We start from the raw sequence: 25,444 nt of genomic DNA on the forward strand, positions 1-25,444 counted from the left end.
CTGCAACCTGTCGGGCTGCCACTCATGAATAAACACTACTTTTGCCGTCATTTGCGGGAAAAGTAGTGTCTTCGTCGTCTATCTCAAATGAAACATGCCGCTGCTAATCGCGGTCACCTTCACTTTGGGCTCATATTGCCAGATCATTTCGGTACGCCGTGTTTCATATTGCAGCTTCATAGCTTCCCGGTCCATGACCGCTTGGCGGGCTTTCTCCTGTCCCGGGTCCGTTTCTGGTTCTGCCTGAACAGCAGCTTCAGCAGCGAGTTCGACATCTGCTCCAATCATCACGCCAGTTGGTTCGACGGGCTGTAGATGTGCTTTCTGGATACGAGTAGGGCCGGAGCGAGAAGTCTGAATTTGGGTAAATGGCCCGGTCCCTGCATGTTCCTGATCCGTTGAACTACCGTCTGTGCTGGAGGCAGAGGTTGTATCAACGTCGACCTCAGGGGTGTCCTCTCTAAGAACTGCTTCATAGTACGTATCCACAACAGCAAGCTCCAGATCAAGCCGTTCTTTGGCTTTCTCTGCCCAGCTATAGTCGAGTTCCAGCAAGCGATTTGTCAAATGCGATTCCAGAGCTGCCCCGGCATCGGCTAGCGATACTTTGGCGGTCTGTACGTGCATGTTCTCCGCCAGCCTTGGGCTAAGGTCACGCCTGTTCAGTTTCGAGCCGAACTTCTCGACAATTTCCCCTGTTCTGAGGGAAATGCCGATAAAATGAAGTTCCTCTTTTTTCAGATCACAGGCGAATTCCACTTTAAAACACACACCAAGCCATGGCTCATATACTGCTGGCGCGGTAGCTCGCAATTGCCTTTTTGCAGCCTGTTCGAACAGGTTCACGAATGCGCCGCCTTCACGTGCTGCATTGAAGATCTGCTGCAACCTGCGACTGCCATATACAACATCTTCTTTCAAAATCCGTCCGGGTCCCAGCTGAGGCAGAGAAGGGACAATACCGAAGTACCGACCTAGAATGGTATCTTTGGGAGCCTCGGGGGTACCGGTACCTGGTGAGGTTGGAGGAGCTAACTGTGCAGCTTTTGCTTCTTCAGCTTCCAACGCTTGCTGATGGGCATCCGGATCAAAGACGAATGTAAAGGACATCGTCTCCGCAGGTGCACCGGTTCGCTCCACAAATCCCCAATAATACGGACGGTTGGTTAATGCCTTGTCGGCTTCAGGTGAAAGTTTTACCGTAACATGGGCAGGAGAACGCTCCATAATCTGACAATCAAGTGTTTCCAGGTAAGTGAGCACATACGCTTGCACTTCATGGGGTGACATGGTCATGATCAGAGGCCTCCTTTACGAATATCAAGCCCGGATACGGCTGGTGCTTCATCTGCGACTTCGCGCTGAATGGAGTTCAACGATTGTCCAAGCGAGTCCATTTTACGGCGGATATCCTCTTCGTTTTGTGATTCAAGCATGATTTTGTACAAACTCTTTTCGATCGATTCCTTCTTCTCCAGCCGCTCCAGAATGACATCCAATCCACCAATAACCATCTCGAACATATTGATCTTCTCATGAAGCAGATTCAGAATATGCTCCTCGATTGTACCTGTCGTCGAAAGGTTGTAGATGTTCACATCATTCTGCTGTCCCAATCGGTGTACGCGACCGATCCGCTGCTCAACTCGCATGGGATTCCAGGGCAGGTCGAAGTTGATCATGTGATGGCAAAATTGCAGGTTGATACCCTCACCGCCCGCCTCGGTTGCAATCATCGCTTGTACGCGACCACGGAAGAGGTCCATCATCCAGTCTTTTTTACCACGGTTCATGCCGCCCCGGTAGGGAACAGCGGTTAGGCCGTTGTTGCGAAAATAATTGAGCAAATACTCCTGCGTGGCACGGTATTCGGTGAAAATAATAACCTTCTCATTCATGTCACGAACGAGTTCCATCGTTTTTTCGGCTTTCGTATTTTCCTTGATCGCTTTAATATGGGCAACGAGCTCCCAAATCTTATCCCTCAGTGGGGAGTCCAGTGGAAGCTTCTTCGACAGATTGACCAACGTCACAAACACGGCATCCCGACTGCTGCATACTTCTCGCTGCAACGTCACTAGCGAAAGCATGCTGCTCAGATTGCCGCCGGCTTCCTGGTACTGATCCTTCACAAAGGAAGTCACCCCATCGTAAAGGGCTTGTTCTTCAGGCGAAAGCTGCAAATTCACATTGGACACGTTCCGTTTGGTAAATTGAACAGGTCCTTCACCGCGACGGTTACGGATCATGACTTTGGACAACTCATCCTTGAGCTGCTCCTGATTTTTCGGAATACGTTTGTCGACGACAAAGTTGGCTGCAAAATCACCCTGACGGCCAAGCTGTCCCGGCTTGAGCAGATTAATGAGGTTGAACAGCTCGCTCATGTCATTCTGTACCGGTGTAGCCGTAAGCAGCAGGCAATACTTTTTCCGCAATTTCAGCATGAATTGATAGTTCGTTGTTTTTTTATTTTTGAGCTTATGAGCCTCGTCGATAATAATCATGTCGTAATCTGTATTCAGCAGCATATCTTTATGCGGGTCACGCTTTGCTGTATCCATAGAGGCAACCACGATTTCATTTTGCCAGGAATAGGCTTTTTTCTGTGCAATCGCTGGGATGCCAAATTTGGAATTCAGCTCCCGGACCCATTGTAGTACAAGTGACGCAGGCACGAGAATGAGCACTTTGGATACAAGTCCACGGACCATATATTCTTTCAAAATCAGGCCAGCTTCAATCGTTTTGCCAAGTCCAACCTCATCGGCGAGAATGGCACGGCCTGACATTTCAAACAGTACTCTGCGTGCAGTATCCATCTGGTGTGGAAGAGGGGTGAGTCCCTGTAAATGCTTCAGACATTGGATTTCATCAAAGTTGGGAATCAGATTCGTCTCTTCGGCTTGAATGCCAAGTTGAAAGAGTCTGTAATCGCCCCAAGGGCCGCCTTTATCGAGTCTGGACTCCAGTTGGGTGATCCAGCTGCGATCGAATTCAAGCGGAACGGGTAGTTCTGCTGCAGGTTGATTAAGTTGATGCGGGTTTTTCCGGTTCATGGTGCTTCCTCCCCTGCCATTCGTGATGACGTTTTATTCGTAGGTAATAGTATTGACGAATGAGAGGCAGTTCATAACCAACCTTGGAATAAGGGGTGATTTCAATCAGAAAGTTTGGAAGGGTTGTAAAATGATAGGTATTCACGTATGTTGATGAATAGTCACTTTACTTAAGTAGAGTGACTATTATATCTCAAACTATATCCTGAATATGAAGGAGGAGAATCTGTTTATGCTTTCATTGATTTTTGATATGGATGGTACGTTATTTCAGACAGATCGAATATTGGAAACTTCTCTACATGACACTTTTAATCATCTGAGATCAAAGGGATTGTGGGAGCAGAATACGCCAATAGAAAAGTACCGTGAGATTATGGGAGTTCCTCTGCCCGTCGTCTGGGAGAATTTATTGCCCGGATACTCGGACCAGATTAGACAACAAGCAAATGAATGGTTTCATGAAAAGTTAATTGCCAATATCGAGGCAGGCCATGGAGCACTATATCCGTACGTAGAAGAGTTCTTTCAATACTGCAAAGAGAAGAGTATACCGATATACATAGCGAGTAATGGACAAATCGAATACTTGAATGCCATCGTAACCTATTATCATTTGGATGAGTGGGTAACGGAAACCTTCAGCATACAGCAGATTTCATCACAAAATAAATCTGATCTCGTACGCTCCATCGTGGAGAAATATAAGATCACTCATGGGATGGTTATCGGGGATCGATTGTCTGACATTAAGGCGGCGAAGGATAATGATTTAATTTCCATTGGATGTAATTTTGACTTTGCTCAAGCCGATGAACTAGCTCAGGCGGATCGGGTTATTGATAGCATTGAGGGGTTGAAGACTTTAATCGGTGTACTGTAAAATGGATGCAACAAAAAAGCGGCCCATGTGGCCGCTTTATTAATTATTTAAAGAGATTAACTCCAATATTTCTTGATAATTTCATCGCGTCCGGAATAAATCCGGGATTCTTTATAATATTTCGGATCTTTGCGATGGAAATTTTGATGATATTCTTCTGCCGGATAAAATACGGAGGCTTCCTCAATGGCAGTAACGACAGGTTTATCGAATCGGCCTGTGTTGGCAAGTTCCTCTCGGGATTTCAGGGCCAATTGGCGTTGCTCTTCATTGTGATACAGGATGGCAGCCCGATATTGGCTTTTGCGATCATTACCCTGACCCGTGGCATCTGTGGGATCGATCTGCGGCCAGTACAGCTCAAGCAATTTCTCATATGGGAAAATGGCTGGATCAAACGAGATTTGCACAACTTCCAAATGCCCCGTTTCCCCGGTCAATACTTGCTCATATGTAGGGTTTTCTACGGTTCCACCCATGTATCCGGATATAATCCCGTGAATGCCGGGCTGCTCTTCAAAGGGACTTACCATACACCAGAAACATCCCCCGGCAAACGTTGCTTTTTCAATCACTGCTATTCCCCATTTCTCAGTTGTGTTTAATCAAGATTACTATGAATACTAGTCATAACGCAATCCATTTGATAGTTCACCCAGCCTCTTCTTTTCAAAAAGTGATTTGTGATAAGGAAGTAATTCTTTCTCATCCTTTACTTATATTGTATAATAATGGATGAGAAAAACGGCCTAGTGCTGCTTTGGGGCCAATTAAAAACGAAGAGGTGATCAGATGCGGAAACCGATAGATGAACCTATGTTTTATTCATATCCAGGCATGGTGGCGGTAGTGACGTCTCGTCATAAGGACATGCAGAATGTGATGGCCTCAGGCTGGCATACCTATATTGGGTCGTCTCCCGGAATTTACGGGATATCGCTGAGGAAGGAAACGTACTCTTATGAATTGATTGAGCAGAGTGGAGTATTCGGGGTACACTTCCTTCCGGGTCATCATTCGGAGTGGATTCAGGCTGCGGGAACCTTCAGTGGAAGAGACACAGACAAATTCTCGAAATTCGGGATTACATACGAAGAAGGAATTAAAGTGAAAGTACCCATTCTGACTGAATCTTATTTTGCTTACGAGTGCAAGGTAATCGATATCACAACATATGGGGATCATGAATGGATTGCAGGTGAAGTATTACAGCGGTATCAAGACCCGGAATACTTCTTGGAAAATGGAATGGTTAATCTGGACAAATTGCAGATTCCAATGTACGTAGGACGATCCTCTTATCGGATTCTTGATGGGAGTGCGGAGGAGAAGGTTCATCCGTTTTACCTCTAGGGTCCTAGGCACCAAGATGCAATTATGAGCAAAACTTTCAATCCGGCAAGAGATAGGTTTATAATGGTTATTGGCTGCTGAGCAAGTCGGCAGCCTTTTCCTATTGGCATAAGTGTACACTCCAGACCCTCAGAAGGATCTGCTCAGATATGAAATAAAAGGTAAGGTAATATTAGCCATTCTATGAAAAATGCTGTATTTAACAATAAAATTAGAGTATGATTTTACAGCTATATATGCTTGGCAGGAAAGGTTACATCGTTTCACTGGATTGTAACTATTACTGTAATTTGTGAATAATCTTTCGGGCGTATAATGCTAAACGGGACATAACGACAAAGATATAAAGAAATCGTAATCATAAAACATCATGGTTAAGTAACACGTCTTCTTTATGTTGTAAATGAATGATGGAAGGTGCAATACGTATGTTAATGACAACCAGAACCACAAGGAGTTCTCGAACGCCCCAGACATGGATGATGTCGACTCACATTGTCAAGGAGGGGCTCGCATGTCACAATCGTTGAAAAGCAAGCGGCATATGAACGGACTGGATGGTTTGCGAGCCATCGCTGTGCTTGCAGTAATAGGGTATCATCTGAATTTAGGTTTTATTCCGGGCGGTTTGCTCGGTGTAGGCATTTTCTTTGTTCTATCAGGGTATTTGATTACAGATATTCTTTTGACACAATGGCAGGAGCATGGCCGGATTTCGCTCGGTGATTTCTGGGTGCGAAGAGTAAGGCGCTTGTTACCTGGCATGATCACGATGACTGCAGTGGTGATGATTTGGCTGCTTTGCACAGATCCATCTCGACTGGCTGCGTTGCGTGGTGACATTGTCTCGGGAGTATTATACATAAGCAATTGGTGGTATATCTTTCATAACGTTTCCTATTTCGAAAGTTTCGGCCCTCCATCACCCTTTGGACATTTCTGGTCGCTGGCTGTGGAAGAACAGTTTTACATTGTTTGGCCCCTTCTACTGGTCGCAGCAATCGTTTTGTTCAAAAGAAAGGGATGGCTGGTCGTCTTTATTGTCGTGGCAGCTGAATTGTCTGCTGGTGCGATGGCCATTATGTATAATCCGGATCTAGACCCGAGCCGTGTTTATTACGGAACAGACACAAGAGCATTCGCCTTACTGGCTGGTGCTGCACTGGCCGTGGTTTGGCCGAGTCGCAAACTATCGTCATCCCTTGCCCGCATCAATCGCCTTGTCCTGGACGTGTTAGGTTTAGCTGCGCTGGCTTGGTTAATCTACATGATGCTGAATAGCAGTGAGTACGACCCTTCATTGTATCGAGGAGGAATGGTGCTTCAGGCCATTGCGACGACATTGCTCGTAGCTGTACTGGCTCATCCTTCATCCTTCCTGGCACGGCTCATTGGCGCCAAGCCATTGCGCTGGATCGGGGAACGATCCTATGGATTATATTTGTGGCACTATCCTGTCATTATTCTAACGAGTCCAACGGTAGACACGGGTGGAGCACATCCTGTGCGAATGGTTTTGCAGGTTGCAGCAACGGTTGCACTGGCCTCCTTGTCACTTAAATATATTGAAAATCCAATTCGTCATAACGGATTTCGTGATTCCTGGTCCCGGTTATGGGGAAGAGGGCGCAATGCAACAGGTATTCGCAACGTATGGTGGAAGCGCGCTGGATTGCTGATGAGTATTCTGTTGATGTGCTTTACGGTGTCACAGATGATGATTACGTCAGCAGCGAATTCTGATTCCCATTCGGTATCGATGTCGGCCACGCTGAATGGAGATCATTCCGTAACGGAGGAAAAGGGGCAGGACGTTCTTCCAGCAACAGTGAGCACCTCCGGGGCCAACAACCAACCTGCGCCACAGAAAAACGATAAACCAGCGGCGAACGCTGGAGATCCACCAGGCAAAGGAGAACAGCAAACGACGAAGCCAGGTAATGCTCCGAAATCTGAGGAACCAACTTCAGGTGAGCAGAAAGGATCAACTCCTGGCGACTCGAACCATGCTGTTGGTAAACCCAAAGGAAGCACCGACAATCCTGGAAATCCAGAAGACAGCGGTAATGAACAACCCGAGGATCCTGTCAATACATCAGATTCGTCCAAAGAGCAAGAGGAAACAGCCCCTCCAGCCAAAGATGGCAAGATTCATTATACGGTCATTGGAGATTCAGTTATTTTGGACGCCAAGCCTTATCTTGAACAAACCATTTCGGGCGTGCACGTGGACGGTCATATCGGCCGTCAGATGTGGGAGGCTGCCGATGTACTGGATGGCCTGAAGAGAAATAACCAAATGGGCAGTCAGGTCGTACTGGAGCTTGGAACAAACGGTTCCTTCAATTCCAAAAGTCTGAATTCTGTGCTGGATTATTTGAAAGATGAAGAACATGTTTATCTGGTTACTGTGCGAGTCCCTCGCCCATGGGAACGAACCGTGAATAAAGCACTGAACGAAGCGGCGTCCGATTATAGCAATGTATCTCTCATTGACTGGCACACTGCAAGTGAAGGACATGACGAATATTTCGAAAAAGATGGCGTACATCTGACGAAGGAAGGTTCGGAAGCTTTTGCGGCACTTGTGAAAGAGAGTATGAAATAAATCAGAACTTATCTATTCATTTATTTATAAATTCATGAATGTTTACGGACCCAAATTAGAGATATTCAGGTTAACTCCACAAAGAACAAAACAGCCGATGCTTCCCCAACAGGGAGTCATCGGCTGTTTGTTGATTTACGCGGTGCGTGAATAACACGCCCCATTATTGAAAAGATTCGTACCGCTGCTGGAACGAAGACTCCATCTCCAGTTGCCTAGCCAACTGCTGCTTCACTTTTTCTCCACGTCGGGCCTGCAGCTCTTGCAGCCGTTCTGTAGAAGTGAATTGATCGGCTGCCATATCAATGAGCAGCTCAGCGAGCACGTCCGCATCTTCCAATGCGGCATTCAATCCAAAAGCGCCCGTTGGAGTCATTGTGTGAGCAGCATCACCAAGCAAGACCACATTGTCCTGCGCCCACGAATCGACGAAACTGCTCTCAACGGATAACAAAACAAAATCACTCCATGTCTGGATATGTTGAGCTACCGAATCAGCGAGACAGGGGAAGGCCGCCACGAGTTTCTGTACAAAGGGAGCAAAAGGCTGTTCACGCAGCTTGGAGAAGGACCCTTGCGGGATGTTCCATCCGATCTGTACGTATCCTCCAAATTGTGAGAATAGCGCCAACTGCTGACCATCCATACTGGCCATTCGAACAGCAGGTTCCCAGCCTGCTGGAGCAGGAATGCGAGCCCATAACAGATCGTATCCATGTTTGCGGATATCCGGGGTCAGACCAGCGTGTCTGCGTACAGCTGAATATCTGCCATCTGCACCAACAATAACCGCTGCTTCAATGGAAGCAGGCCGTCCTTCTTGCCGAATGTTGATTCCAACCGTGTGGTCAGCCTTATTCCGTAATAATCCAGTCATAACCGTATTATAAAGGACTTGTTCGTTTTCCTGGTTCTGTGATTGTGACACGATGACTTCCAGCAGATGATCCTGAGGCACATGAATGCCCACATGGGATTCTTGCTCTTCAGGGAAAATGGTGTGGATGATCTGACCGTTCTCCCAATATTGAATTTGCTCCAGAGGCAGCACGCCACGCTGGGTGACAGAAGGGTATAACCCATGTTTATTCAATACATGTTCACCATCTGCATTAAGCACTTCGCCACGAAACGACTTAAGAAGGTGCGGCTGGCGCTCGATCAGAATGGTGGATATTCCCTGCCGTTTCAGCAGGAATGAGAGTAGCGCCCCTCCAGGGCCAGCTCCCACAATACAAACGTCAGTTTTTAAATACGTATTTTGATTCATGTGTAAAATTCCCTTGCAATATAATGGATGAATAACCTATTACTTTATAATAACAGATTTATAAAAATCATTAAGTAACTAAAAGTAACTTTAAAGATATACGTTATTATAAACAAATTCAATCCAATAATGCAATAGAATCCTTCTATTTCTCTACAGGAAGGAGGATTCAAGCCTGCGGTACTGCTTTTCAGCTTATGAGCGCAGGCTTGATAAGAACAGCAAATTCTTTTAAGGGAAATACTCTGATATCTATGTGATCAGTCGGTTGGTTATGCGAGCCACGCGTTCTCCCAGAGCTTTACCCAGTGCTATGCCCTGTTCGCTGAGCAGATCATCACTGTCCACCGGACAAGTCACCCCAACACCATAATAGGAGCCATATAATGCATTATCTGCAAAGTTTCCAGGTAGTCCGGTAATGATCATGCCCTGATGTAGCATGGGTGTCAGCAGATGAATCAACGTTGACTCCAGTCCACCATGCTCGGTTGCGATGGTACAGAACACCGCACCTACTTTGTCTACAAGCTTGCCCTCTGCCCAGAGGTAGCCCAGCTTGTCGATCCAATTTTTCAACCCGGAGCTGATGGAGCCAAAATGTCCGGGGCAGCCCCAGATAATGGCGTCCATTTCCACCAGCTTGTAAATGTCGGCTTCTTCTGTGGAATGCAAATGAACGGTTGCACCATGCACGCTGGCTGCGCCAGCAGCAATCGACTCGGCAAGCGCTCGTGTATGACCGCCTTCACTATCGAAAACAATATAAATGTTCATTGCTTGATTCCTCCTTGTGTGGTTATCTGTTCATGCTATAAGGTAGCTTGTCACATGAAACGGCAAAATAAGCATGAACTTTACAGACAAGTAAAGGGTTTTGGGAAACAAGCGCATTTTTCACAAACAAAATAGTACAAATATGTTACAATATAAGGTAGGTTATGATCAAAGGTAGGAGGAACGTTTATGAGCCCGGATACGGAGCGAAACTCTCAATTGGCAAATGTCGATCAATTGTTGGAGGCCTTCTTCAGATATAAAAATAAAGTATTGGATCAGCAGCAAAGAAATGAAACAAACTGCAAATTGAATCCGACGAAAAGTCATATATTGGGCATGATTTTGCGTGAAGAACGCTGTATGGCTGTGGATGTGGCCAGACAACTTAGTCTATCTTCTGGAGCAACCACAATTGTGCTGAATCAACTGGAGAGCGAAGGTCTGATCCAGCGGGTGCGCAGTGAAGAGGACCGAAGAATTGTATGGTTGTCTTTAACTGAAGATGGGAAGCAGCTTGCAAGAACGTTGATTAATAATCGCGGTCGGATGACGTGGGAACTTTTGCAGGCGCTTACGGAAGAGGAACAACTGCAGATGTTTGGCATGCTGAAGAAAATTGAGCTGAAACTGCTGGAAAAAATGAAAACGTTGGAACAAACGCATCGCTAAATATATGGTGTGTAAAACGCCAGCCTTCAAGAATTTGAGCCCGCTTTGGGACTTGAATCTTGAAGGCTGGCGTTTTAATTTTTTCAATTAAAGATGGAAACGTTGAATGTGATCAGTCAGACCTTCCTGGATCAGAATTTCCTTCTGTTTTTTACCGAGCAGGTCAAAATGGGGGAAAGGCTGACGCCGATGGATGTAACGTGGGTCGAGTCCATGCTCTCTACACCAGTCCTCAAGCCGTTTCAGATCCGAACAGCCCACTTTGGTCACACTGGTAATGCCCGGAAAACGGTTGTCGATCCAGAAATGAGTGAGATAGGCAAGGTCGCCACGAGATACACGTTCTTTCCACTCGGCCAGCTCCTGTCGTTTAATTCCAAATGCCATAGACACCAAGTTCCTTTCCAAACGGGTATTGTCCTGAGCATATTGTAACATCTTATAAACAGAACCAATCAGAAATCTGCAATCGGACTGTTGTCCATTCGCTTTGGACGGGTATTAATATGACAACATTTTTATAATAAACTTTGGTTTATGTTAAAATAAGGTACACAAAATGGTTTTCACCACTTCATTATACGGAAAGGGATTGTCATCATGGAACTATTTATCGCCGTGCTTGTTTTGCTGGTACTGATCGGTTTATCGAATATTTTGAACCGATTTGTACCCTTTATCCCCATTCCGTTGATTCAGATTGTTCTCGGTGTAGCCATTGCACTATTACCTGCGGGTGTGCATCTGCCACTGAATCCGGAATTGTTTTTCGTACTCTTTATCGCTCCGTTGCTGTACAACGACGGGAAGCGAACACCGAGGCACGAGCTGTGGAATCTAAGAGCGCCCATCCTTTTGCTGGCCCTGGGCCTTGTATTTGTAACGGTTGTCGTGGCAGGATATGCCATTCACTGGCTCATTCCAACCATTCCGCTTCCTGCGGCTTTTGCACTTGCGGCAATTCTGTCCCCGACAGACGCTGTGGCTGTAGGCGCTATGGCAGGTCGTGTGCATTTACCCAAGAGCATACATAGGCTTCTTGAGGGAGAAGCATTAATGAATGATGCATCCGGTCTGGTTGCATTCAAATTTGCGATTGCCGCCACGGTTACAGGGGTATTTTCCCTGGCTCAGGCGTCATTTAGTTTTATACTTATCGCGATTGGCGGGTTGCTGATTGGTGCCTTATTATCATTCCTGTTGATCCGATTGGGTGTCTGGATTCGGCGTCTGGGGATGGAAGATGTAACGATTCATATGTTATTGCAAATTCTAACGCCCTTCGTCATTTATCTGGTCAGTGAAGAGGTCGGTGTTTCAGGCATTCTTGCGGTCGTCGCTGGCGGGATCATTCATGCTATTGAGCGTGATCGGACCGAGTCTGTACAACTGAAGATGCAGGTGGTATCTGCCAGTACCTGGTCTGTCATTTTATTTATTTTGAACGGATTGGTCTTTGTCATTCTGGGGGTACAGATCCCGGATGTGCTGAGTACCATCTTCGAGAATGTCTCGTTTGATAACCTTCAAGTACTCGGATATGTGGGCCTCATTTCAGTGCTATTGTTGGTACTTCGTTTTGTCTGGATCTATCTGTTCTGGAAAGGAAATGAAAATTCCGGTGAGGCGTTGTCGAGCGGGAAGCCTCGGCTGAAAGAAGTTACGATCATTACTCTTTCGGGTGTGAGAGGGGCTGTAACGCTGGCGGGGGCATTCTCCATTCCTTATGTTCTCCAAGACGGGTCTCCTTTTCCTGAAAGGGATCTGATCATTTTCCTGGCCGCAGGTGTGATACTGTTCACTCTGATTGCTGCAAGTGTGTTCCTTCCTATTCTTGCGAAGAACGAAGATAAAGCAGAAGAAGGTACACCGCAAACGACGGAACGAAAAGCACAGGATATTATGCTTAATGCTGCCATTCGTGCAGTGAAGTCGGAAATGAACGACCAGAATAAAGCTGCTGCGCTTGCGGTTGTTTCCGATCTGTCGAAGTATATCAGGCAGGCGGCTGGCGAGCTTACTGCCGGTAAGCGCAAGGACATTTTAAAACAGGAAACAGCCATTAATCTCATCGGTACACGGGCTGAACGCAAAGAAATTGAGAATATGATGGATGAAAATGTAATTGCTTCGGAAGCCGCCTTTAGATGTAACAGTTGGTTGGATCGAAAGGAAATGATGCTTGCAAACCGCACGAATACACAGATGATGTTCTCACTCAGTGAAATTGGACGATTGTTTGGACATGTGTTTACGAATCGTTCACGGAAGCCGGATCAGCCATTTATGATTGAAAATGCAGATCTGTTCCGTCAAGTGAAGATGCGTACCTCTGAAGCAGCGATCAAGGCGATTCGTGCTCATATGAACGATAGTAACCGGATTGTGGCTCTGTCGGTCATCTCTAGATATGAGCGGGTAATTGCCAAATTACGCACCTGGAATCAGGGCAAAACGGAAGATCCATTTGATCAGGAAAAGCTGGAATTGCAAATGGTGGCGATGCAGGAGCAGCGCAATACCATACAGCAGCTATACGAAAATGGCGAAATTAACCGCGATGTGGCTGCAAAACTCCGCCGTTTCATCAATGATGTGGAAGCTACAGCGCTGAAAAACACCTAATCCGATAAACCCGATATTTTAAATATGCTTAACCCTCTGATATAATATATGTGAGTTACCAACGCTCAGAAAAGGAGATGGATGAGACATGGCAGAACAACGTACTCGCTTGGGCAAAACCGATCTGATTGTTAACCCGATTGGATTGGGGGCTAATGCAGTAGGAGGACATAACATCTATCCGAATATGCTGAATGATGAGACAGGTAAGGATGTCGTTCGTACAGCTTTGAAACAGGGCATTAACTTTTTGGATACTGCTTTCATCTATGGACCTGAGCATTCAGAACGCTTAATTGGTGAAGTGCTGAAAGAAACGGGTCAGCGTCAAGATACTATTATAGCAACAAAAGCTGCACATAAATTCGTGGATGGCAACGTAGTCTTTGATAACTCGCCTGCTTTCCTCAAAACCTCTGTAGATGAGGCATTGAAACGCTTGCAGACAGATTATATTGACTTGTTCTATATTCATTTCCCGGATGAACTTACACCGAAGGATGAGGCTGTAGGTGCGCTGAAACGTTTGAAGGACGAAGGTAAAATCCGTGCCATCGGAGTTTCCAATTTCTCCATTGATCAGCTGCGTGAGGCAAATCGGAATGGAGATGTGGATGTGCTGCAGTCTGAATACAATTTGTTCAAAAGAGAAGCGGAGAAGGAATTGCTGCCCTATACGGCAGAGCATGACATTTCTTTTGTACCTTACTTCCCTCTGGCAGCAGGTCTGCTGGGTGGCAAATATAATCGTGATACAACCTTCCAGGATGGACGGGCAAAGAACCCGTTATTCACAGGGGAAGCCTTTATTCAGAATCTGGACAAGGTGGAACAACTACGCAGCATTGCACAGTCCAAGGATGCTGAGGTCGCCCATCTCGTTCTGGCCTGGTACCTGACTCAGCCGTCCATTGATGCGCTCATTCCTGGTGCCAAGAAACCAGAGCAGGTCATCAACAATCTGAAAACACTGGATGTTGAGCTCACAGCTGAGGAAATTGCAGTCATTGATCAAATATTTCGTTAAATAGTTCTGGTGAATCGGGAAATGCTAACAGGGAGTTTACGTTTGAAGATAAAGAGAGGACATAAACATGAACCTGAAGGCAGCCCGATGCATCGGATTGTGTACGCTGGTTTTTTTGCTTGGCAGCAGTTCTGCCTACGCCAAACCTGTGCAGAAGAACCGACAGTATTATGAGGAACGGGGAGAGATTGTGTGGGAGGTTCCCACACATGACAAACTCATCGCACTGACCTTTGATGATGGGCCAGATCCGGTCCAGACCCCGCAAATTCTGGCTTTACTCGAGCAGTATCAGGCCAAAGGCACTTTTTTTGTGCTTGGCAAATGGGCGGAAAAGTTTCCTGACCTGATCAAACAGGAGCAGCGGGAAGGACATGAAATCGCCAATCATACGTATGCACATACGTACGCGGTCAGGTCAACAAGGGCGGATAAGTACAGCCATGAAATGAACATAGCGGAGAAATCCATTGTTGGAGCAGGGGCGCAGCGTCCGACGTTGTTTAGACCCCCGGGAGGCTATTACAATGACATGGTCATTCAGGTCGCCAAGCAGCAAGGCTATACGATTGTGCTATGGTCCTGGCATCAGGACACACGTGATTGGGCTTCACCAGGCGTATCAGCCATTGTGAACAAAGTGCTGAAGAACGCACGTAACGGGGACATTGTTCTGTTTCATGACAAGGTGGAGGGCAAGTCCCAGACGGTTGCTGCGCTAAAAACGATTCTGCCTAAGCTGCAGGAGCAAGGTTATCGTTTTGTAACCGTATCGGAACTGCTTGCTGTTAAGGCGAGAGAGGCTGCCAAGGATGACAATTCATCCTTACCCCAGCATCCATAGCGCAAGCCAAAAACCGCAGGTCTCTGGATTAAAGAGACTTGCGGTTTTTTATTGTTTCAATTGATCTAAGTGAAGCTTGCGGATCTGATCTGTGATACAGGGTTGTATAGGGGATATAGGGTGGTCCAACGCCATTTTAGCGTTCAGTTTTGACTTTACGAGGACGGGAGCGAGCCCGCCGCAGGAATAACGACAGAAACAGACCAATGATCGAAATCCAGGTCGCTACAATGAAAGCATCATTAATGCCTTCAATGGTTGACGTCTGAACAGCGATACCATAGAGCTGCTGTAATGCTAGACTGGTGCCTTGTTCAGGCGGCATTCCTGCCGCAGTAGCCATTTGCGTGCCAAGCATACCGACTTGTTCTGTCAGTGCTACATTGGTTGTAGTCACGGTGTTGCTGTAATCCGCCAAATGAATACCTGCACGTGTCGCCATCACAGTAATGAGCAGGGCGGTCCCGATTGAACCTGCGACCTGTCTGACCGTATTGGACATGGCCGTACCATGACTGGTGAGATGAGGCGGCAATTGATTTAACCCCTCTGTCTGTACAGACATCATCAGCATGGACATGCCGAAGCTCCGGAACGTGTATAGCATCATGATGTGACCATAAGGCGTCTCCCCCGTCAACTTACTAAACTCAAAGGTGGTGATGGCAGTAATGATCAAACCGACAATGGCTAGGGGGCGAGAGCCAATCCGGTCAAACAGCGCTCCTGAGATGGGAGACATGACGCCCATTAGCAATGCACCAGGCAGTAACAACAACCCGGATTGCAGGGGAGAGAATCCCCTTATATTTTGCAGATAGATCGGTAGCAGCAGCATCCCGCCAAAGAGTGCCATGTTAATCGTTGCACTGACCAGCGTCGAGATGGTGAAGATGTCGTATTTGAATACACGAAATTCCAGCAGGGGGTTCTTCATAGCCGTTTCTCGGAGAACAAAGAAGACGATGAAGAGCACGCCGATAATGAGTGTCAACAGCACTGTCGCGCTGGTCCAGCCTTTATCTCCGGCAGAGCTGAATCCATATAACAGAAAGCCGAAACCGATGGTGGAGAATAATGCGCCAAAACCATCAAATTTCGGCGAAGTAAGCTTGGACACATTTCTCAGCCAAATGAAGGCAAACAAAATATCAAGCAAGGCAAGCGGAATGACCATATAGAACAGAATGCGCCATGTATAATGTTCCACGATCCATCCAGATAATGTCGGGCCAATAGCCGGAGCAAACATCATGGCAATACCCATCGTGCCCATGGCAGTTCCCCGTTTCTCAGGAGGGAAAACAGTCAGAAACACGTTCATAACCAAAGGCATAATAATACCAGCCCCACTGGCTTGTACGATACGACCGATGAGCATGACCGTAAATCCAGGACTGATGGCACAGATCAGCGAACCTAACGTAAACAACAGCATCGCAGTCACGAATAATTTGCGGGTTCCGAACGATTCAATCAAGTAGGCGGTAATCGGAATGAGTACCCCGTTCACCAGCAAATAGGCTGTGGACAGCCACTGCACGGTCGTTGCTGATACGTTAAAGTCATTCATCAGATGGGGGATGGCTACATTGAGCAAAGTCTGGTTCAGAATGGCGATAAAGGCGCCGAGCAGCAGGACAGCGATGGTTTTCCCAAGAGGTACTTGATTATCCATCAGCAGCCTTAGATATGAACGCGCACGGTAGCGCTCATGCCGGGAACCACACCCAGTCCTTTATATCCTTCGATCGTAATGATGATCGGGATGACTTGTGTTACTTTGGTGTAATTCGCATTGGTATTGGACGACGGCAGTAGTGAAAAGGAGGACGCAGTGGCAAGTCCGATCTGGTCTACTTTGCCAGTCAATGTGGTGTCTGGAAAAGCATCGACATATACATCGACGATCTGACCCGCTTTAATTTTATCAATCGCGGTCTCGTCTACATTGGCCGTCACGTACAGGTTATTGAAATCATAGGCCCGTGCGAGGGGCGTACCTGCAGATACTAGTGAATTTTCGACGGCGGTCTGTTGTACAATGGTGCCATCAACAGGCATCGTCACGGATGTTGATTTTCCCGCAGCGGTGACGGTGGCAACGGTATCGCCTGCATTAAATGTTGTACCTACCTTGCCTTTCCAGGATCGAAGCTCACCGCCTACTGCGGAAGCCACGGAGATAGGCTGCCCGGTAACAAGCGCATTATCGGTTTTAACGTAGCTGGTGGATTGGTTGTAATAGTAGATCCCGGCAGCCCCGGCTCCCAAAATCACCAGTATAACAATGATATTGATCAAAATGGCACGTGAATTCATGCTGATCATTCCTCCTCAATTCGGTTTTCTGTAAACCTTCTCTTTGATTGGTGCTGAAAGTCTTCTGCTGACAATCCTGTTTGGAGCATTCCCGCTACTTTGTCGCTCTATACGAAACAAGGTGAAATATTATTCGCAGAATAGGGCACCAATATATTGATTAAGGCTGCCTACAGGCGGATGATAAGGAGGATGCTCATATGTTGATCATTTTGGTGGTAATTGTTGTTATTGGGGTTGTGTTTCTGATGATTTATAACTCCAGATCGTCCCGCAAGGCTGCAGAAGCAAGAGCTTCCAAAATAACAGAGATGGATGAAGGGCCTGTCCTGCTGCATGAAGAAGATCGATCCCGGAAGGAAGACAGAATTTACGAACAGGCAGAGCATAAAGAAGTTTTGGAACATGAGGATCGTAGGCAAACAGAAATTCATCAGATGGATTCTACATCGGAAGTGACCCCTTCACCACAGAAAAGAGAGACGCAGACTACAGATGGTGATCAAGCTTATCGCCAAGCATTGCTTCATTTCCGTAAACCTGCCGAAGTGGAAGACGAAACGGTGCTGACGGAGACAAAAGAACCTGAAAAGAGTGCAGATGAAGTCTATCGATCGGCTCTGAAAGTGATGAAAAGCAAATCTTCTGATCCCTCTTCAAAGCGGAAATAACAGTTCAGTTATGTTTTTGAACATTGGTCATGGCTTTCGTTTTCAATCCAAAACGTCTACAATAGATGAAGCTTTCTAAATTATGGCTACATGACATGGAATACGTTGAAGAGGAGAGGGAAACCCATGAATGGACAACAACGAGTAAATATCAAACCGGGTCTTGAAGTGGATATCGTGCTCAAGCAAGATCAGCCGACAGGCAAACTGACACGCGGTATCGTGAAGGATTTGTTGACCAAATCGCCCACACACCCGCATGGGATCAAAGTGCGTTTGACCAGTGGACAGGTGGGTCGAGTGAAACAAGTCGTTACAGGAGCGTCAGAATGAGCCGCTACCCGAGGGTGTGACATGATTACAACTACGGATGTAATGGCACATTTGGCCTCGGGGAACGAGCGTCAGCAGGATGCGTATAAGGTGTTGCAATCCAGTGGATTGTTAAGCATATTGGCAGCTTATCAGCCTTATCCGGCTGGAACAGTGCCGATTGATATTGATATTCCTGGAAGTGATCTTGATCTATTATGTGAGGCAGCGGATCTCGAGGCGTTCCAAACATTGGTGCACCAACATCTGGGCGGAATGCAGGGTTTTCGATGCGACAGGGGGGATGGCCATGCTGGCCAGCGTCCTTATGTGACCTGTAGTGTGGAAATTGGAAACTGGCCTGTAGAGATTTTCGCTCAGTCCCTATCTGTACGCAGGCAGAATGCTTATATTCACATGCTGGTAGAGTGGGGATTGTTGCAACTCTGGGGTGCAGCAGGACATCGGGAAATTCGCAAACTGAAGCTGGAAGGCTTGAAGACGGAGCCTGCATTCGCTACTGTATTAGGACTTCAGGGAGACCCGTATGAGGAAATGCTTCATCTGGCCGCAATGAGTAAGGATGAGCTTTGGCAATGGGCCCGCTTGCGTACGTCTTTTCAGTTCGAATAGCACGGTTAAGTAATCAGATTAGAAAGATAGCAACGATAGTAGTAACTGTTAATCCCAGCAGTACCGGTTTCAGATTGCGTCGTGCCAGTTCAAATGGACTGACTCCACAGATGGCAGCAGCTGGAATTAAGGCCCATGGAATTAAGGTCCCACCGCCTACCCATATGGCGGCGACCTGACCCAGTGCCGTCAATACAGGTGCGGAATCTGCCGAGCCTGCAAACATGGACGCAATGGAGCCGACCAGGGATATTCCAGAGAACCCCGAACCATCCATTCCCGTGACCGCTCCGGTCACAGTCATCGTTATAGCACCTACCGTATTATTCAATGGCACTAGCCCTGCAAGAGCAACCCCTAAATCATTCACAATCCCGTGTGATCCAGCAGGCAGCGGGTTGTTGAACAGTTCTGTGATCGCAGCATCCCCAAGATAAAAGAAAGCGGCAATCGGGATAACAGGACCAAACACCTTGAATCCGAACTGAAATCCTTCAATTAAATAGTTTGTTGTTTCTTCCGGACCTGTATGACGATGCGCGGCAAGTGATACGGCAATCAGAATGAGCACGGCCGTTCCACCAATTAGTGCTGTGGCATCACCGCCTTGTAATTTAAGTAAAAACATCAGAATGACGTCGACTAAGAATAACAATGGGATGATCAGAGCGAATGCCTTTTGCAAACGTGGGGGCATTGCTTGACGTTGAACGGCTGGCTCCTCGGAAATCGGCGCAGAGTCTGACGAAGGTGGATGAACGGTTACTGCTTCACCAGAGATCGGATCACTGAGTTTAACGGGGGAACCTGACTTCATCTCCTTGCGCAGCATCCAGAATGCCGTTACGGTAGACACCGTCCCCATCACTATGACAAGTGGGATACTTGCAGTCATAACAGCGGTAACGGGAAGGCCAGCTGCATCAGCTGTCAGTTTGGGTGCCCCTTGGATAATGTAATCCCCTGATAAGGCAATGCCGTGACCGAACAGATTCATGGCAATGGCAGCGCCGATGGGAGGAAGTCCGACTCGTACTGCTACCGGAAGAAGTACAGCTCCAACCAGGGCAACGGCAGGAGAGGGCCAGAAAAACAGTGATACGATCATCATAATGAATCCAATTCCCCAATAGGCGACCTGTGGAGAACGGATGAACCGGGTGAGTGGTGTCACCATGACTTCATTGATCCCCGTCCGGATTAATACCCGGCTCATGGCGACAATGATCGAGATGATAAAAATGGTGCTGAGCAGCTCCTTGGCTGCGTAGATAAAACTGCTGAAGATTCCGGAAACCGATCCGCTTAATGTTTCAGTCGCCAGGAGTCCAATGGTCATGATACCTGCGACACAAATGATGGTTGTGTCTCTACGCCGAACCATGACGGCGATAATCAAGACGATAAAAGCCAGATATACATAATGCAATGGGACGAGTTGTATATTCATCGGACATGCCTCCTTACATCCTTGATGTCAATCCAAGGAGTGATATATCGTATGCATGTCATCACCGGGCGTTCGTGGAGTGTGGAGCAGGATTTTTTTTACAGATGGAGAACTAATTAGAGCATGGACCCTCGAACACGTACTGTAAGCCAAGAGCAAGTCACCAGAATTGACACTGACAGGTCACGGAACCACATAGACAGATGCAAGCAAGTATGACTACAATAAACATGCCATTATAAGGAAGAAGATGGAAGAAATACAGTGGTAGAGCATCAAAAAAACAGGAGAAATCGCTTGATCTTGATAGCGGTTACAACAATGTGTAAAAGAACTGAAATCTAGATTAAACAAAAGGGCGGGAATTCATGAATTTCATCCGTTCACTGCGCTTTAAGTTTATTGTGGGTCTGACATTGATCATGCTGCCACTATTCATGCTGCTATATTACAACAACGTATATGCCATGAAAGTTGTACGTGATCAAGTGTCTCTCACCAATATGAATCATCTTGCAAAGAGTGTGGAGCAGAACGAGCGTGTGCTGCAGGAGACCAATCGGTATTTATACAGTCTGGGCGAGCGAGACCCGGACATTATTTCCCTGTTTTTTCTCAAATACGGCAGCGGTGATTATATTATTGCGAAACAGCGCATTATGAACAAATTCATGACCGATATCGGATTTTATAATCTGATCGATTCATTTTTTCTGTACGATGCCGTGAATGACGATCTGTTACTCGCTACCTCGGGCAATTATGATGTCAAAATGTCGATTGTGCAGGAGAGCATGCCGGTCCAGATGCAGCAGCTGGAGGGGGAAATCCAGAAGCCAGAGTGGAGCATCGTTCGGGGAGGCACATGGAATGCCTTGGTCAAAACGGTGCGGATCAATGCCCAGTTCTATGCGGGAGCGCTGGTGGACATGAATGCACTGAATCACCCCGAGCAATTCACGGAGTCCGGTGACCGGGGAGGTGCAGTCATCGTGGGAGCAGATGGCGGGGCGCTGTCCGATTCAGCCCTGAACTCGGCACAAATCAAACTGGCCGCAGCCCATATCACGGGATTGAATAATCCGTACCAGGTGATCTCTGAAGTGACGTCTATAGGCAGTGCACGTCAGTACCTGATGCTTGGCATTCCCTCAGCCATGTCTGAGATGAACTATGTTGTCCTGCTGCCAGAGGAGGATATGATGCGAAACCTGCCATTTTTTCAGCAGATCATTCGCCTGCTTCCGATTGGTGCAGCAGTCATCCTGATAACAGCTATGATTTTTCTCAGGCAGCTCCTGTTCCGTCCAATGAATGTGCTCATACGTGGGATGAGGAGGGTCAGCCGAGGAGAACTTGATGTGAGGCTTGAGACGCCGTCTTCATCTGAACTGGAGTTTGTCACACACAGCTTCAATCAGATGACAAGTGAGATCCAGCATCTGAAGATAGATGTGTATGAGGAACAATTGCGCACAAGAGAAGCAGAGTTTAAACAATTGCAGATGCAGATTAATCCTCACTTTTACCTGAATTCATTGAATATCATTCATAGCCTGGCTTCGTTGCAAAAGCATGAGCTGGTGCAGCAGATGGCGGGGCATCTGGCAGATTATTTCAGGTTCAGCCTGCGTGCAGGCAAACGTGTTATTCGATTGGATGAAGAATTGGAACATATCAGTCATTATTTGGAGATTCAGAAGCTGAGGTTTCCCAACAAGCTGGATTTCGTTCTGGATGTCGGACCGGATCTGGGGCATTATGTGCTGCCGCCTTTAACGATTCAGCCTTTTGTGGAGAACGCCATTATTCATGGCTTCCAGCGGCGCAAAGAGCCTTTTGTTATTTGCATAAGAGCATGGAAGTCGAAAACGTTATCTGATCCTGAACCGTCTTCGGTTCTTCAACTTTCAATTACAGATAACGGTGTTGGATTTGAGCAAGACATACTGGAGCGCCTGCAACAGGGGCAATACGCCGAAGATCCGGGTGGACAGCACATTGGCATCTGGAACGTTATTCATCGGCTGCTTGTAAAGTACGGCGAACATGCCGGATTGCAGTTCAGCAATCAGACTGAAGGAGGGGCAGCAGTCCATATTCATATGCCCGCTCAGACGGAAGAAGAAGAAGGGAGAGCCTATGCGGAACCTGTTGATCGTGGATGATGAAGTATACGCCTTGCAAGCGATGGTGGAAGGGGTGAACTGGAGCCTGGCCGGAATCGACCAGGTATTCAGTGCTGGTGATGCGGAAGAAGCGAGAATGCTGATGAAATCCCATCCCATTGATATTATGATCTGTGATATTGAGATGCCGGGTGAAACGGGACTGGATCTGCAAAGCTGGGTGTTAAAGCATGATCCCGGCATGCAGACGATTTTTCTTACAGGTCATGCCCTGTTCGATTATGCCCAGACGGCAATCAAGCTGAACAGCTTCGATTATGTGCTGAAGCCTGCTCCCGCAGACCAGCTGATCAAGGTTGTGAGCCAGGCAATGGACAAAATCAAGGATGACGAGCAGCGTTCCCGCACCAATGAAGTATATGAGACGGTGTACAAACGCTGGCAAACGCATAAACCACTGTTGACCGAGCGTTTCTGGAAAGACGCCATCTCACAGCGCGTAACCTTAACCCAGCAAAAGCTGCAGGAGCTGGCCGAGGTCTATGGAGCCGAGATTGATCCGCACGTGCGCGTGTTGCCGATTGTCATTTCCGTCGAAGAATGGGTGCGAGACTTCGATCTGCGTGACGAGGAGGTGCTGGAATATGCGCTCCGCAATGCTGCCAAGGAAATGCTGCTTGGTGACAAACCTGGGGAAGTGTTTCAGGATCACAGTGGGCTAAATATTGTGCTTGCATACGAACAGGACGGTATCATACCTACGGCGAGTGAAATGGCACAAGGATGTCAGAGCTATATTCAGGAGTGTGGTACCTATTTTTATTGTCGATTGTCCTGTTACGTCGGAGTCCCGGTTGCTGTTACAGATTTACAGGGGATGCTGAATGAGCTGATGGACATGGAGCGTCGCAATATCAACGAGCTTGAAGGGGTCTTCATCTATGACGAGGTAGGCCGAGATACGGAGGATCGTTTTCTGCCAATACCGTGGTTCTCCGAGCTGTCCATCCTGTTCGAAACGGGAAAGTTTGACGACCTGCGCGAGCGTGTGGACGAAATCTTTGAATTACTGGCTTCACAGGAGCGTTTGTCACCGGAAATTCTGCGCTTGTATTATCATGCGATGCTGCATGTAATCTACCCGTTGCTGCATCAGAAAAATGTATCTGTACGCAGCCTGTATCCCGGAGAACGGGAGCCGGAAGAAAACGTTGTGACACGTTCTTTGCCCCAACTGAAGCAGTGGACATCAGACCTGATCAGTCGTGCCATACCGGTATTGTACCCGGACGATCACAGTCCAATGACGATTGTGGACCAGTTATGCATTTACATTGAAAATCATATTGGTGAAGAGTTGATGCGAGAAGAACTTGCATCCTTTGCCGGATTTAATCCAGCCTATCTATCCCGCCTTTTTCGTAAAGAAAAGGGCATGTCGCTTTCCGAATTCATTCTCCAGCGCAGAGTAGCCAAAGCGAAGACATTATTGTCCCAGTCTACTGTGAAAGTGACGGATATCGCAGGCAAGGTCGGTTACTACAATTACTCTCATTTTACGAAAATGTTCAAAAAGTGCACGGGCATTACCCCACAGGAGTTTCGCAAACAGTCCCGAACGGTACAGATTTGACGCAGCATGCTGCGTCTTTTGTTTTTTTGTGCCCTAAAGTCATAATTTGATCAGTGAACAGGTCACCACAGCAGATAGTGGACCTGAACGCCCCGCCGTATACTTGAACCACAGGAGACACAGCGGTGTTTCATCCTGAGGATGAAATTCAAGAGGAGTGAGGGAGAACAAGTTATGAAGACACAACCCCAGGTGGGTAAGGCAGCACGTCTATCGGATGGAAGGGACATACCGGTTCGAAAACGAAAGTCTGTCCTGTACAATCTAGGTAAATTCAAGGTTTTGTATCTCATGTTTGTGCCAGGCATTCTGTTTCTGCTGGTGAACAACTATATGCCGATGTTCGGCGTTCTGATTGCATTCAAAAATGTAAACTATGCCGACGGTATTTGGGGCAGTCCGTGGAGCGGCTGGGATAATTTCAAGTATTTATTCTCCACCAGCGATGCTTGGGAGATCACACGTAATACGCTCGCATATAACACGGTATTTATTGCTCTGAATTTATTTGTAGGTGTAGGGCTTGCGATTTTGTTGAATGAAGTGAAGAACAAGGCGATGTCCAAATTGTATCAGTCACTCATGCTGCTTCCGTATTTTCTGTCGATGATTGTAGTCAGCTATCTGGTGCTCGCGTTTCTCGGCAAGGATTCGGGTTTCATGAACTCAACGATTCTTCAGCTCTTTGGCGGACAACCAATTGACTGGTATTCGGAGCCCAAGTACTGGCCGTACATTTTGCCACTGGTGAACACATGGAAGAATATCGGTTATTATGCCGTCATTTATCTGGCAGCAGTGGTAGGCATCGATGAGGAATATTATGAAGCAGCCGTGCTGGATGGCGCGAGCAAGTGGCATCAGATTCGCTTCATTACCGTTCCGTTTCTCGTACCGCTGATCGTGATTATGACATTGCTGCAGATCGGTCGTATTTTCTACGCGGATTTCAGTCTGTTCTACCAGGTTCCGCTGGAATCGGGCGCATTGTTCCCGGTTACGAACGTTCTGGATACGTATGTGTACCGAACCTTCCTTATTGGAGGCGATATCGGGATGTCCTCGGCAGCCGGGCTGTATCAGGCTGTTGTCGGATTTGTACTTGTTCTCGTATCCAATACCATCGTTAGGAGAATGGACAAAGATAATGCATTATTTTGAGAGGAGGCAAGCCAG

General features: G+C 47.1%; 21 protein-coding genes and 1 pseudogene. 13 read left to right on the top strand and 9 right to left on the bottom strand.

Features of this window, described 5'->3' with window-relative positions:
• Positions 1-78: 78 nt before the first annotated feature.
• Together BUA17_RS00690 and BUA17_RS00695 are read right to left on the bottom strand one after the other, a co-directional pair.
• Complete coding sequence (locus BUA17_RS00690; RefSeq protein ID WP_072732324.1) at positions 79-1,296, bottom strand: YqhG family protein; 1,218 nt, start codon at positions 1,294-1,296, stop codon at positions 79-81.
• Between the two features lie 2 nt (positions 1,297-1,298).
• The gene (locus tag BUA17_RS00695) at positions 1,299-3,059 is read right to left on the bottom strand and encodes a DEAD/DEAH box helicase (RefSeq protein ID WP_072732325.1); all 1,761 of its coding nucleotides are present in this window, start codon (positions 3,057-3,059) and stop codon (positions 1,299-1,301) included.
• Between the two features lie 190 nt (positions 3,060-3,249).
• On the opposite strand from BUA17_RS00695, the pseudogene BUA17_RS00700 reads away from it, so the two are divergent.
• Positions 3,250-3,942, top strand: a pseudogene (locus BUA17_RS00700) (HAD family hydrolase); the annotation flags it as partial.
• Between the two features lie 56 nt (positions 3,943-3,998).
• Here BUA17_RS00700 and msrA read toward each other — a convergent pair.
• Positions 3,999-4,514: a peptide-methionine (S)-S-oxide reductase MsrA gene (msrA, locus tag BUA17_RS00705; protein ID WP_072733433.1), complete on the bottom strand. Its 516-nt coding sequence runs from the start codon at positions 4,512-4,514 to the stop codon at positions 3,999-4,001.
• A 220-nt stretch (positions 4,515-4,734) separates the two neighbouring features.
• Between msrA and BUA17_RS00710 the strand changes: the two genes are divergently transcribed.
• Positions 4,735-5,295 (top strand): flavin reductase family protein, encoded by a 561-nt coding sequence (locus BUA17_RS00710; RefSeq protein ID WP_072732327.1) that lies wholly within the window; start codon positions 4,735-4,737, stop codon positions 5,293-5,295.
• A gap of 514 nt (positions 5,296-5,809) precedes the next feature.
• Positions 5,810-7,903 (top strand): acyltransferase family protein, encoded by a 2,094-nt coding sequence (locus BUA17_RS00715; RefSeq protein WP_072732328.1) that lies wholly within the window; start codon positions 5,810-5,812, stop codon positions 7,901-7,903.
• A 163-nt stretch (positions 7,904-8,066) separates the two neighbouring features.
• On the opposite strand, the gene BUA17_RS00720 is transcribed toward BUA17_RS00715, so the two are convergent.
• Both BUA17_RS00720 and BUA17_RS00725 read right to left on the bottom strand, forming a co-directional pair.
• Positions 8,067-9,173, bottom strand: coding sequence for an FAD-dependent monooxygenase (locus tag BUA17_RS00720; RefSeq protein ID WP_072732329.1), 1,107 nt, complete (start codon positions 9,171-9,173; stop codon positions 8,067-8,069).
• A gap of 252 nt (positions 9,174-9,425) precedes the next feature.
• The gene (locus BUA17_RS00725) at positions 9,426-9,950 is read right to left on the bottom strand and encodes an NAD(P)H-dependent oxidoreductase (protein WP_063564746.1); all 525 of its coding nucleotides are present in this window, start codon (positions 9,948-9,950) and stop codon (positions 9,426-9,428) included.
• Between the two features lie 189 nt (positions 9,951-10,139).
• On the opposite strand from BUA17_RS00725, the gene BUA17_RS00730 reads away from it, so the two are divergent.
• Positions 10,140-10,622, top strand: a complete 483-nt coding sequence (locus tag BUA17_RS00730; protein WP_063564745.1) for a MarR family winged helix-turn-helix transcriptional regulator — start codon at positions 10,140-10,142, stop codon at positions 10,620-10,622.
• A gap of 87 nt (positions 10,623-10,709) precedes the next feature.
• Here BUA17_RS00730 and BUA17_RS00735 read toward each other — a convergent pair whose 3' ends face one another.
• Complete coding sequence (locus BUA17_RS00735) at positions 10,710-11,009, bottom strand: hypothetical protein (RefSeq protein WP_072732330.1); 300 nt, start codon at positions 11,007-11,009, stop codon at positions 10,710-10,712.
• Positions 11,010-11,222: 213 nt separating this feature from the next.
• On the opposite strand from BUA17_RS00735, the gene BUA17_RS00740 reads away from it, so the two are divergent.
• The 3 genes from BUA17_RS00740 to BUA17_RS00750 all read left to right on the top strand — a co-directional run bounded on the left by BUA17_RS00740 (position 11,223) and on the right by BUA17_RS00750 (position 15,118).
• Positions 11,223-13,247 (top strand): Na+/H+ antiporter, encoded by a 2,025-nt coding sequence (locus BUA17_RS00740; protein ID WP_063564743.1) that lies wholly within the window; start codon positions 11,223-11,225, stop codon positions 13,245-13,247.
• 88 nt (positions 13,248-13,335) lie between these two features.
• The gene (locus BUA17_RS00745; protein WP_072732331.1) at positions 13,336-14,274 is read left to right on the top strand and encodes an aldo/keto reductase; all 939 of its coding nucleotides are present in this window, start codon (positions 13,336-13,338) and stop codon (positions 14,272-14,274) included.
• 67 nt (positions 14,275-14,341) lie between these two features.
• Positions 14,342-15,118, top strand: a complete 777-nt coding sequence (locus BUA17_RS00750) for a polysaccharide deacetylase family protein (RefSeq protein WP_063564741.1) — start codon at positions 14,342-14,344, stop codon at positions 15,116-15,118.
• A gap of 136 nt (positions 15,119-15,254) precedes the next feature.
• Here BUA17_RS00750 and BUA17_RS00755 read toward each other — a convergent pair whose 3' ends face one another.
• Positions 15,255-16,796 carry a DHA2 family efflux MFS transporter permease subunit gene (locus tag BUA17_RS00755; protein ID WP_072732332.1) on the bottom strand — a complete coding sequence of 514 codons (1,542 nt, stop codon included), beginning with the start codon at positions 16,794-16,796 and terminating at the stop codon, positions 15,255-15,257.
• Positions 16,797-16,804: 8 nt separating this feature from the next.
• A complete protein-coding gene (locus BUA17_RS00760) occupies positions 16,805-17,440 on the bottom strand; it encodes a biotin/lipoyl-containing protein (RefSeq protein ID WP_053783698.1) in 636 nt (211 codons plus the stop codon).
• Positions 17,441-17,640: 200 nt separating this feature from the next.
• Here BUA17_RS00760 and BUA17_RS00765 point away from each other — a divergent pair, with 200 nt between their 5' ends.
• The 3 genes from BUA17_RS00765 (at position 17,641) to BUA17_RS00775 (ending at position 19,056) form a co-directional block, all read left to right on the top strand.
• Positions 17,641-18,111: a hypothetical protein gene (locus BUA17_RS00765; protein WP_072732333.1), complete on the top strand. Its 471-nt coding sequence runs from the start codon at positions 17,641-17,643 to the stop codon at positions 18,109-18,111.
• Between the two features lie 126 nt (positions 18,112-18,237).
• The gene (locus BUA17_RS00770; RefSeq protein ID WP_063564738.1) at positions 18,238-18,444 is read left to right on the top strand and encodes a YwbE family protein; all 207 of its coding nucleotides are present in this window, start codon (positions 18,238-18,240) and stop codon (positions 18,442-18,444) included.
• Between the two features lie 21 nt (positions 18,445-18,465).
• Positions 18,466-19,056, top strand: coding sequence for a DUF4269 domain-containing protein (locus tag BUA17_RS00775; RefSeq protein ID WP_072732334.1), 591 nt, complete (start codon positions 18,466-18,468; stop codon positions 19,054-19,056).
• Positions 19,057-19,069: 13 nt separating this feature from the next.
• Here BUA17_RS00775 and BUA17_RS00780 read toward each other — a convergent pair whose 3' ends face one another.
• Positions 19,070-20,506 (bottom strand): hypothetical protein, encoded by a 1,437-nt coding sequence (locus tag BUA17_RS00780; protein WP_064639155.1) that lies wholly within the window; start codon positions 20,504-20,506, stop codon positions 19,070-19,072.
• A gap of 368 nt (positions 20,507-20,874) precedes the next feature.
• Between BUA17_RS00780 and BUA17_RS00785 the strand changes: the two genes are divergently transcribed.
• The 3 genes from BUA17_RS00785 (at position 20,875) to BUA17_RS00795 (ending at position 25,429) form a co-directional block, all read left to right on the top strand.
• The gene (locus BUA17_RS00785; RefSeq protein ID WP_072732335.1) at positions 20,875-22,674 is read left to right on the top strand and encodes a sensor histidine kinase; all 1,800 of its coding nucleotides are present in this window, start codon (positions 20,875-20,877) and stop codon (positions 22,672-22,674) included.
• On the top strand, positions 22,649-24,268 hold the full coding sequence (locus BUA17_RS00790) for a response regulator transcription factor (RefSeq protein WP_063564734.1): 1,620 nt from the start codon (positions 22,649-22,651) through the stop codon (positions 24,266-24,268). The genes BUA17_RS00785 and BUA17_RS00790 overlap by 26 nt, the downstream gene beginning before the upstream one ends.
• Positions 24,269-24,442: 174 nt before the next feature.
• Positions 24,443-25,429, top strand: coding sequence for an ABC transporter permease (locus BUA17_RS00795; protein WP_072732336.1), 987 nt, complete (start codon positions 24,443-24,445; stop codon positions 25,427-25,429).
• The last annotated feature ends 15 nt before the right edge of the window (positions 25,430-25,444 follow it).

The sequence above is a fragment of the Paenibacillus sp. ov031 genome (genome assembly GCF_900143165.1).
Classification (GTDB): Bacteria; Bacillota; Bacilli; order Paenibacillales; family Paenibacillaceae; genus Paenibacillus; species Paenibacillus marchantiae.

Bases quoted from the DNA above. Each gene is read 5' to 3' on its own strand.
- BUA17_RS00690 (WP_072732324.1), bottom strand. From the start codon at position 1,296: ATGACCATGTCACCCCATGAAGTGCAAGCGTATGTGCTCACTTACCTG.
- BUA17_RS00695 (WP_072732325.1), bottom strand. From the start codon at position 3,059: ATGAACCGGAAAAACCCGCATCAACTTAATCAACCTGCAGCAGAACTA.
- BUA17_RS00710 (WP_072732327.1), top strand. From the start codon at position 4,735: ATGCGGAAACCGATAGATGAACCTATGTTTTATTCATATCCAGGCATG.
- BUA17_RS00715 (WP_072732328.1), top strand. From the start codon at position 5,810: ATGTCACAATCGTTGAAAAGCAAGCGGCATATGAACGGACTGGATGGT.
- BUA17_RS00720 (WP_072732329.1), bottom strand. From the start codon at position 9,173: ATGAATCAAAATACGTATTTAAAAACTGACGTTTGTATTGTGGGAGCT.
- BUA17_RS00725 (WP_063564746.1), bottom strand. From the start codon at position 9,950: ATGAACATTTATATTGTTTTCGATAGTGAAGGCGGTCATACACGAGCG.
- BUA17_RS00730 (WP_063564745.1), top strand. From the start codon at position 10,140: ATGAGCCCGGATACGGAGCGAAACTCTCAATTGGCAAATGTCGATCAA.
- BUA17_RS00735 (WP_072732330.1), bottom strand. From the start codon at position 11,009: ATGGCATTTGGAATTAAACGACAGGAGCTGGCCGAGTGGAAAGAACGT.
- BUA17_RS00740 (WP_063564743.1), top strand. From the start codon at position 11,223: ATGGAACTATTTATCGCCGTGCTTGTTTTGCTGGTACTGATCGGTTTA.
- BUA17_RS00745 (WP_072732331.1), top strand. From the start codon at position 13,336: ATGGCAGAACAACGTACTCGCTTGGGCAAAACCGATCTGATTGTTAAC.
- BUA17_RS00750 (WP_063564741.1), top strand. From the start codon at position 14,342: ATGAACCTGAAGGCAGCCCGATGCATCGGATTGTGTACGCTGGTTTTT.
- BUA17_RS00755 (WP_072732332.1), bottom strand. From the start codon at position 16,796: ATGGATAATCAAGTACCTCTTGGGAAAACCATCGCTGTCCTGCTGCTC.
- BUA17_RS00760 (WP_053783698.1), bottom strand. From the start codon at position 17,440: ATGAATTCACGTGCCATTTTGATCAATATCATTGTTATACTGGTGATT.
- BUA17_RS00765 (WP_072732333.1), top strand. From the start codon at position 17,641: ATGTTGATCATTTTGGTGGTAATTGTTGTTATTGGGGTTGTGTTTCTG.
- BUA17_RS00770 (WP_063564738.1), top strand. From the start codon at position 18,238: ATGAATGGACAACAACGAGTAAATATCAAACCGGGTCTTGAAGTGGAT.
- BUA17_RS00775 (WP_072732334.1), top strand. From the start codon at position 18,466: ATGATTACAACTACGGATGTAATGGCACATTTGGCCTCGGGGAACGAG.
- BUA17_RS00780 (WP_064639155.1), bottom strand. From the start codon at position 20,506: ATGAATATACAACTCGTCCCATTGCATTATGTATATCTGGCTTTTATC.
- BUA17_RS00785 (WP_072732335.1), top strand. From the start codon at position 20,875: ATGAATTTCATCCGTTCACTGCGCTTTAAGTTTATTGTGGGTCTGACA.
- BUA17_RS00790 (WP_063564734.1), top strand. From the start codon at position 22,649: ATGCGGAACCTGTTGATCGTGGATGATGAAGTATACGCCTTGCAAGCG.
- BUA17_RS00795 (WP_072732336.1), top strand. From the start codon at position 24,443: ATGAAGACACAACCCCAGGTGGGTAAGGCAGCACGTCTATCGGATGGA.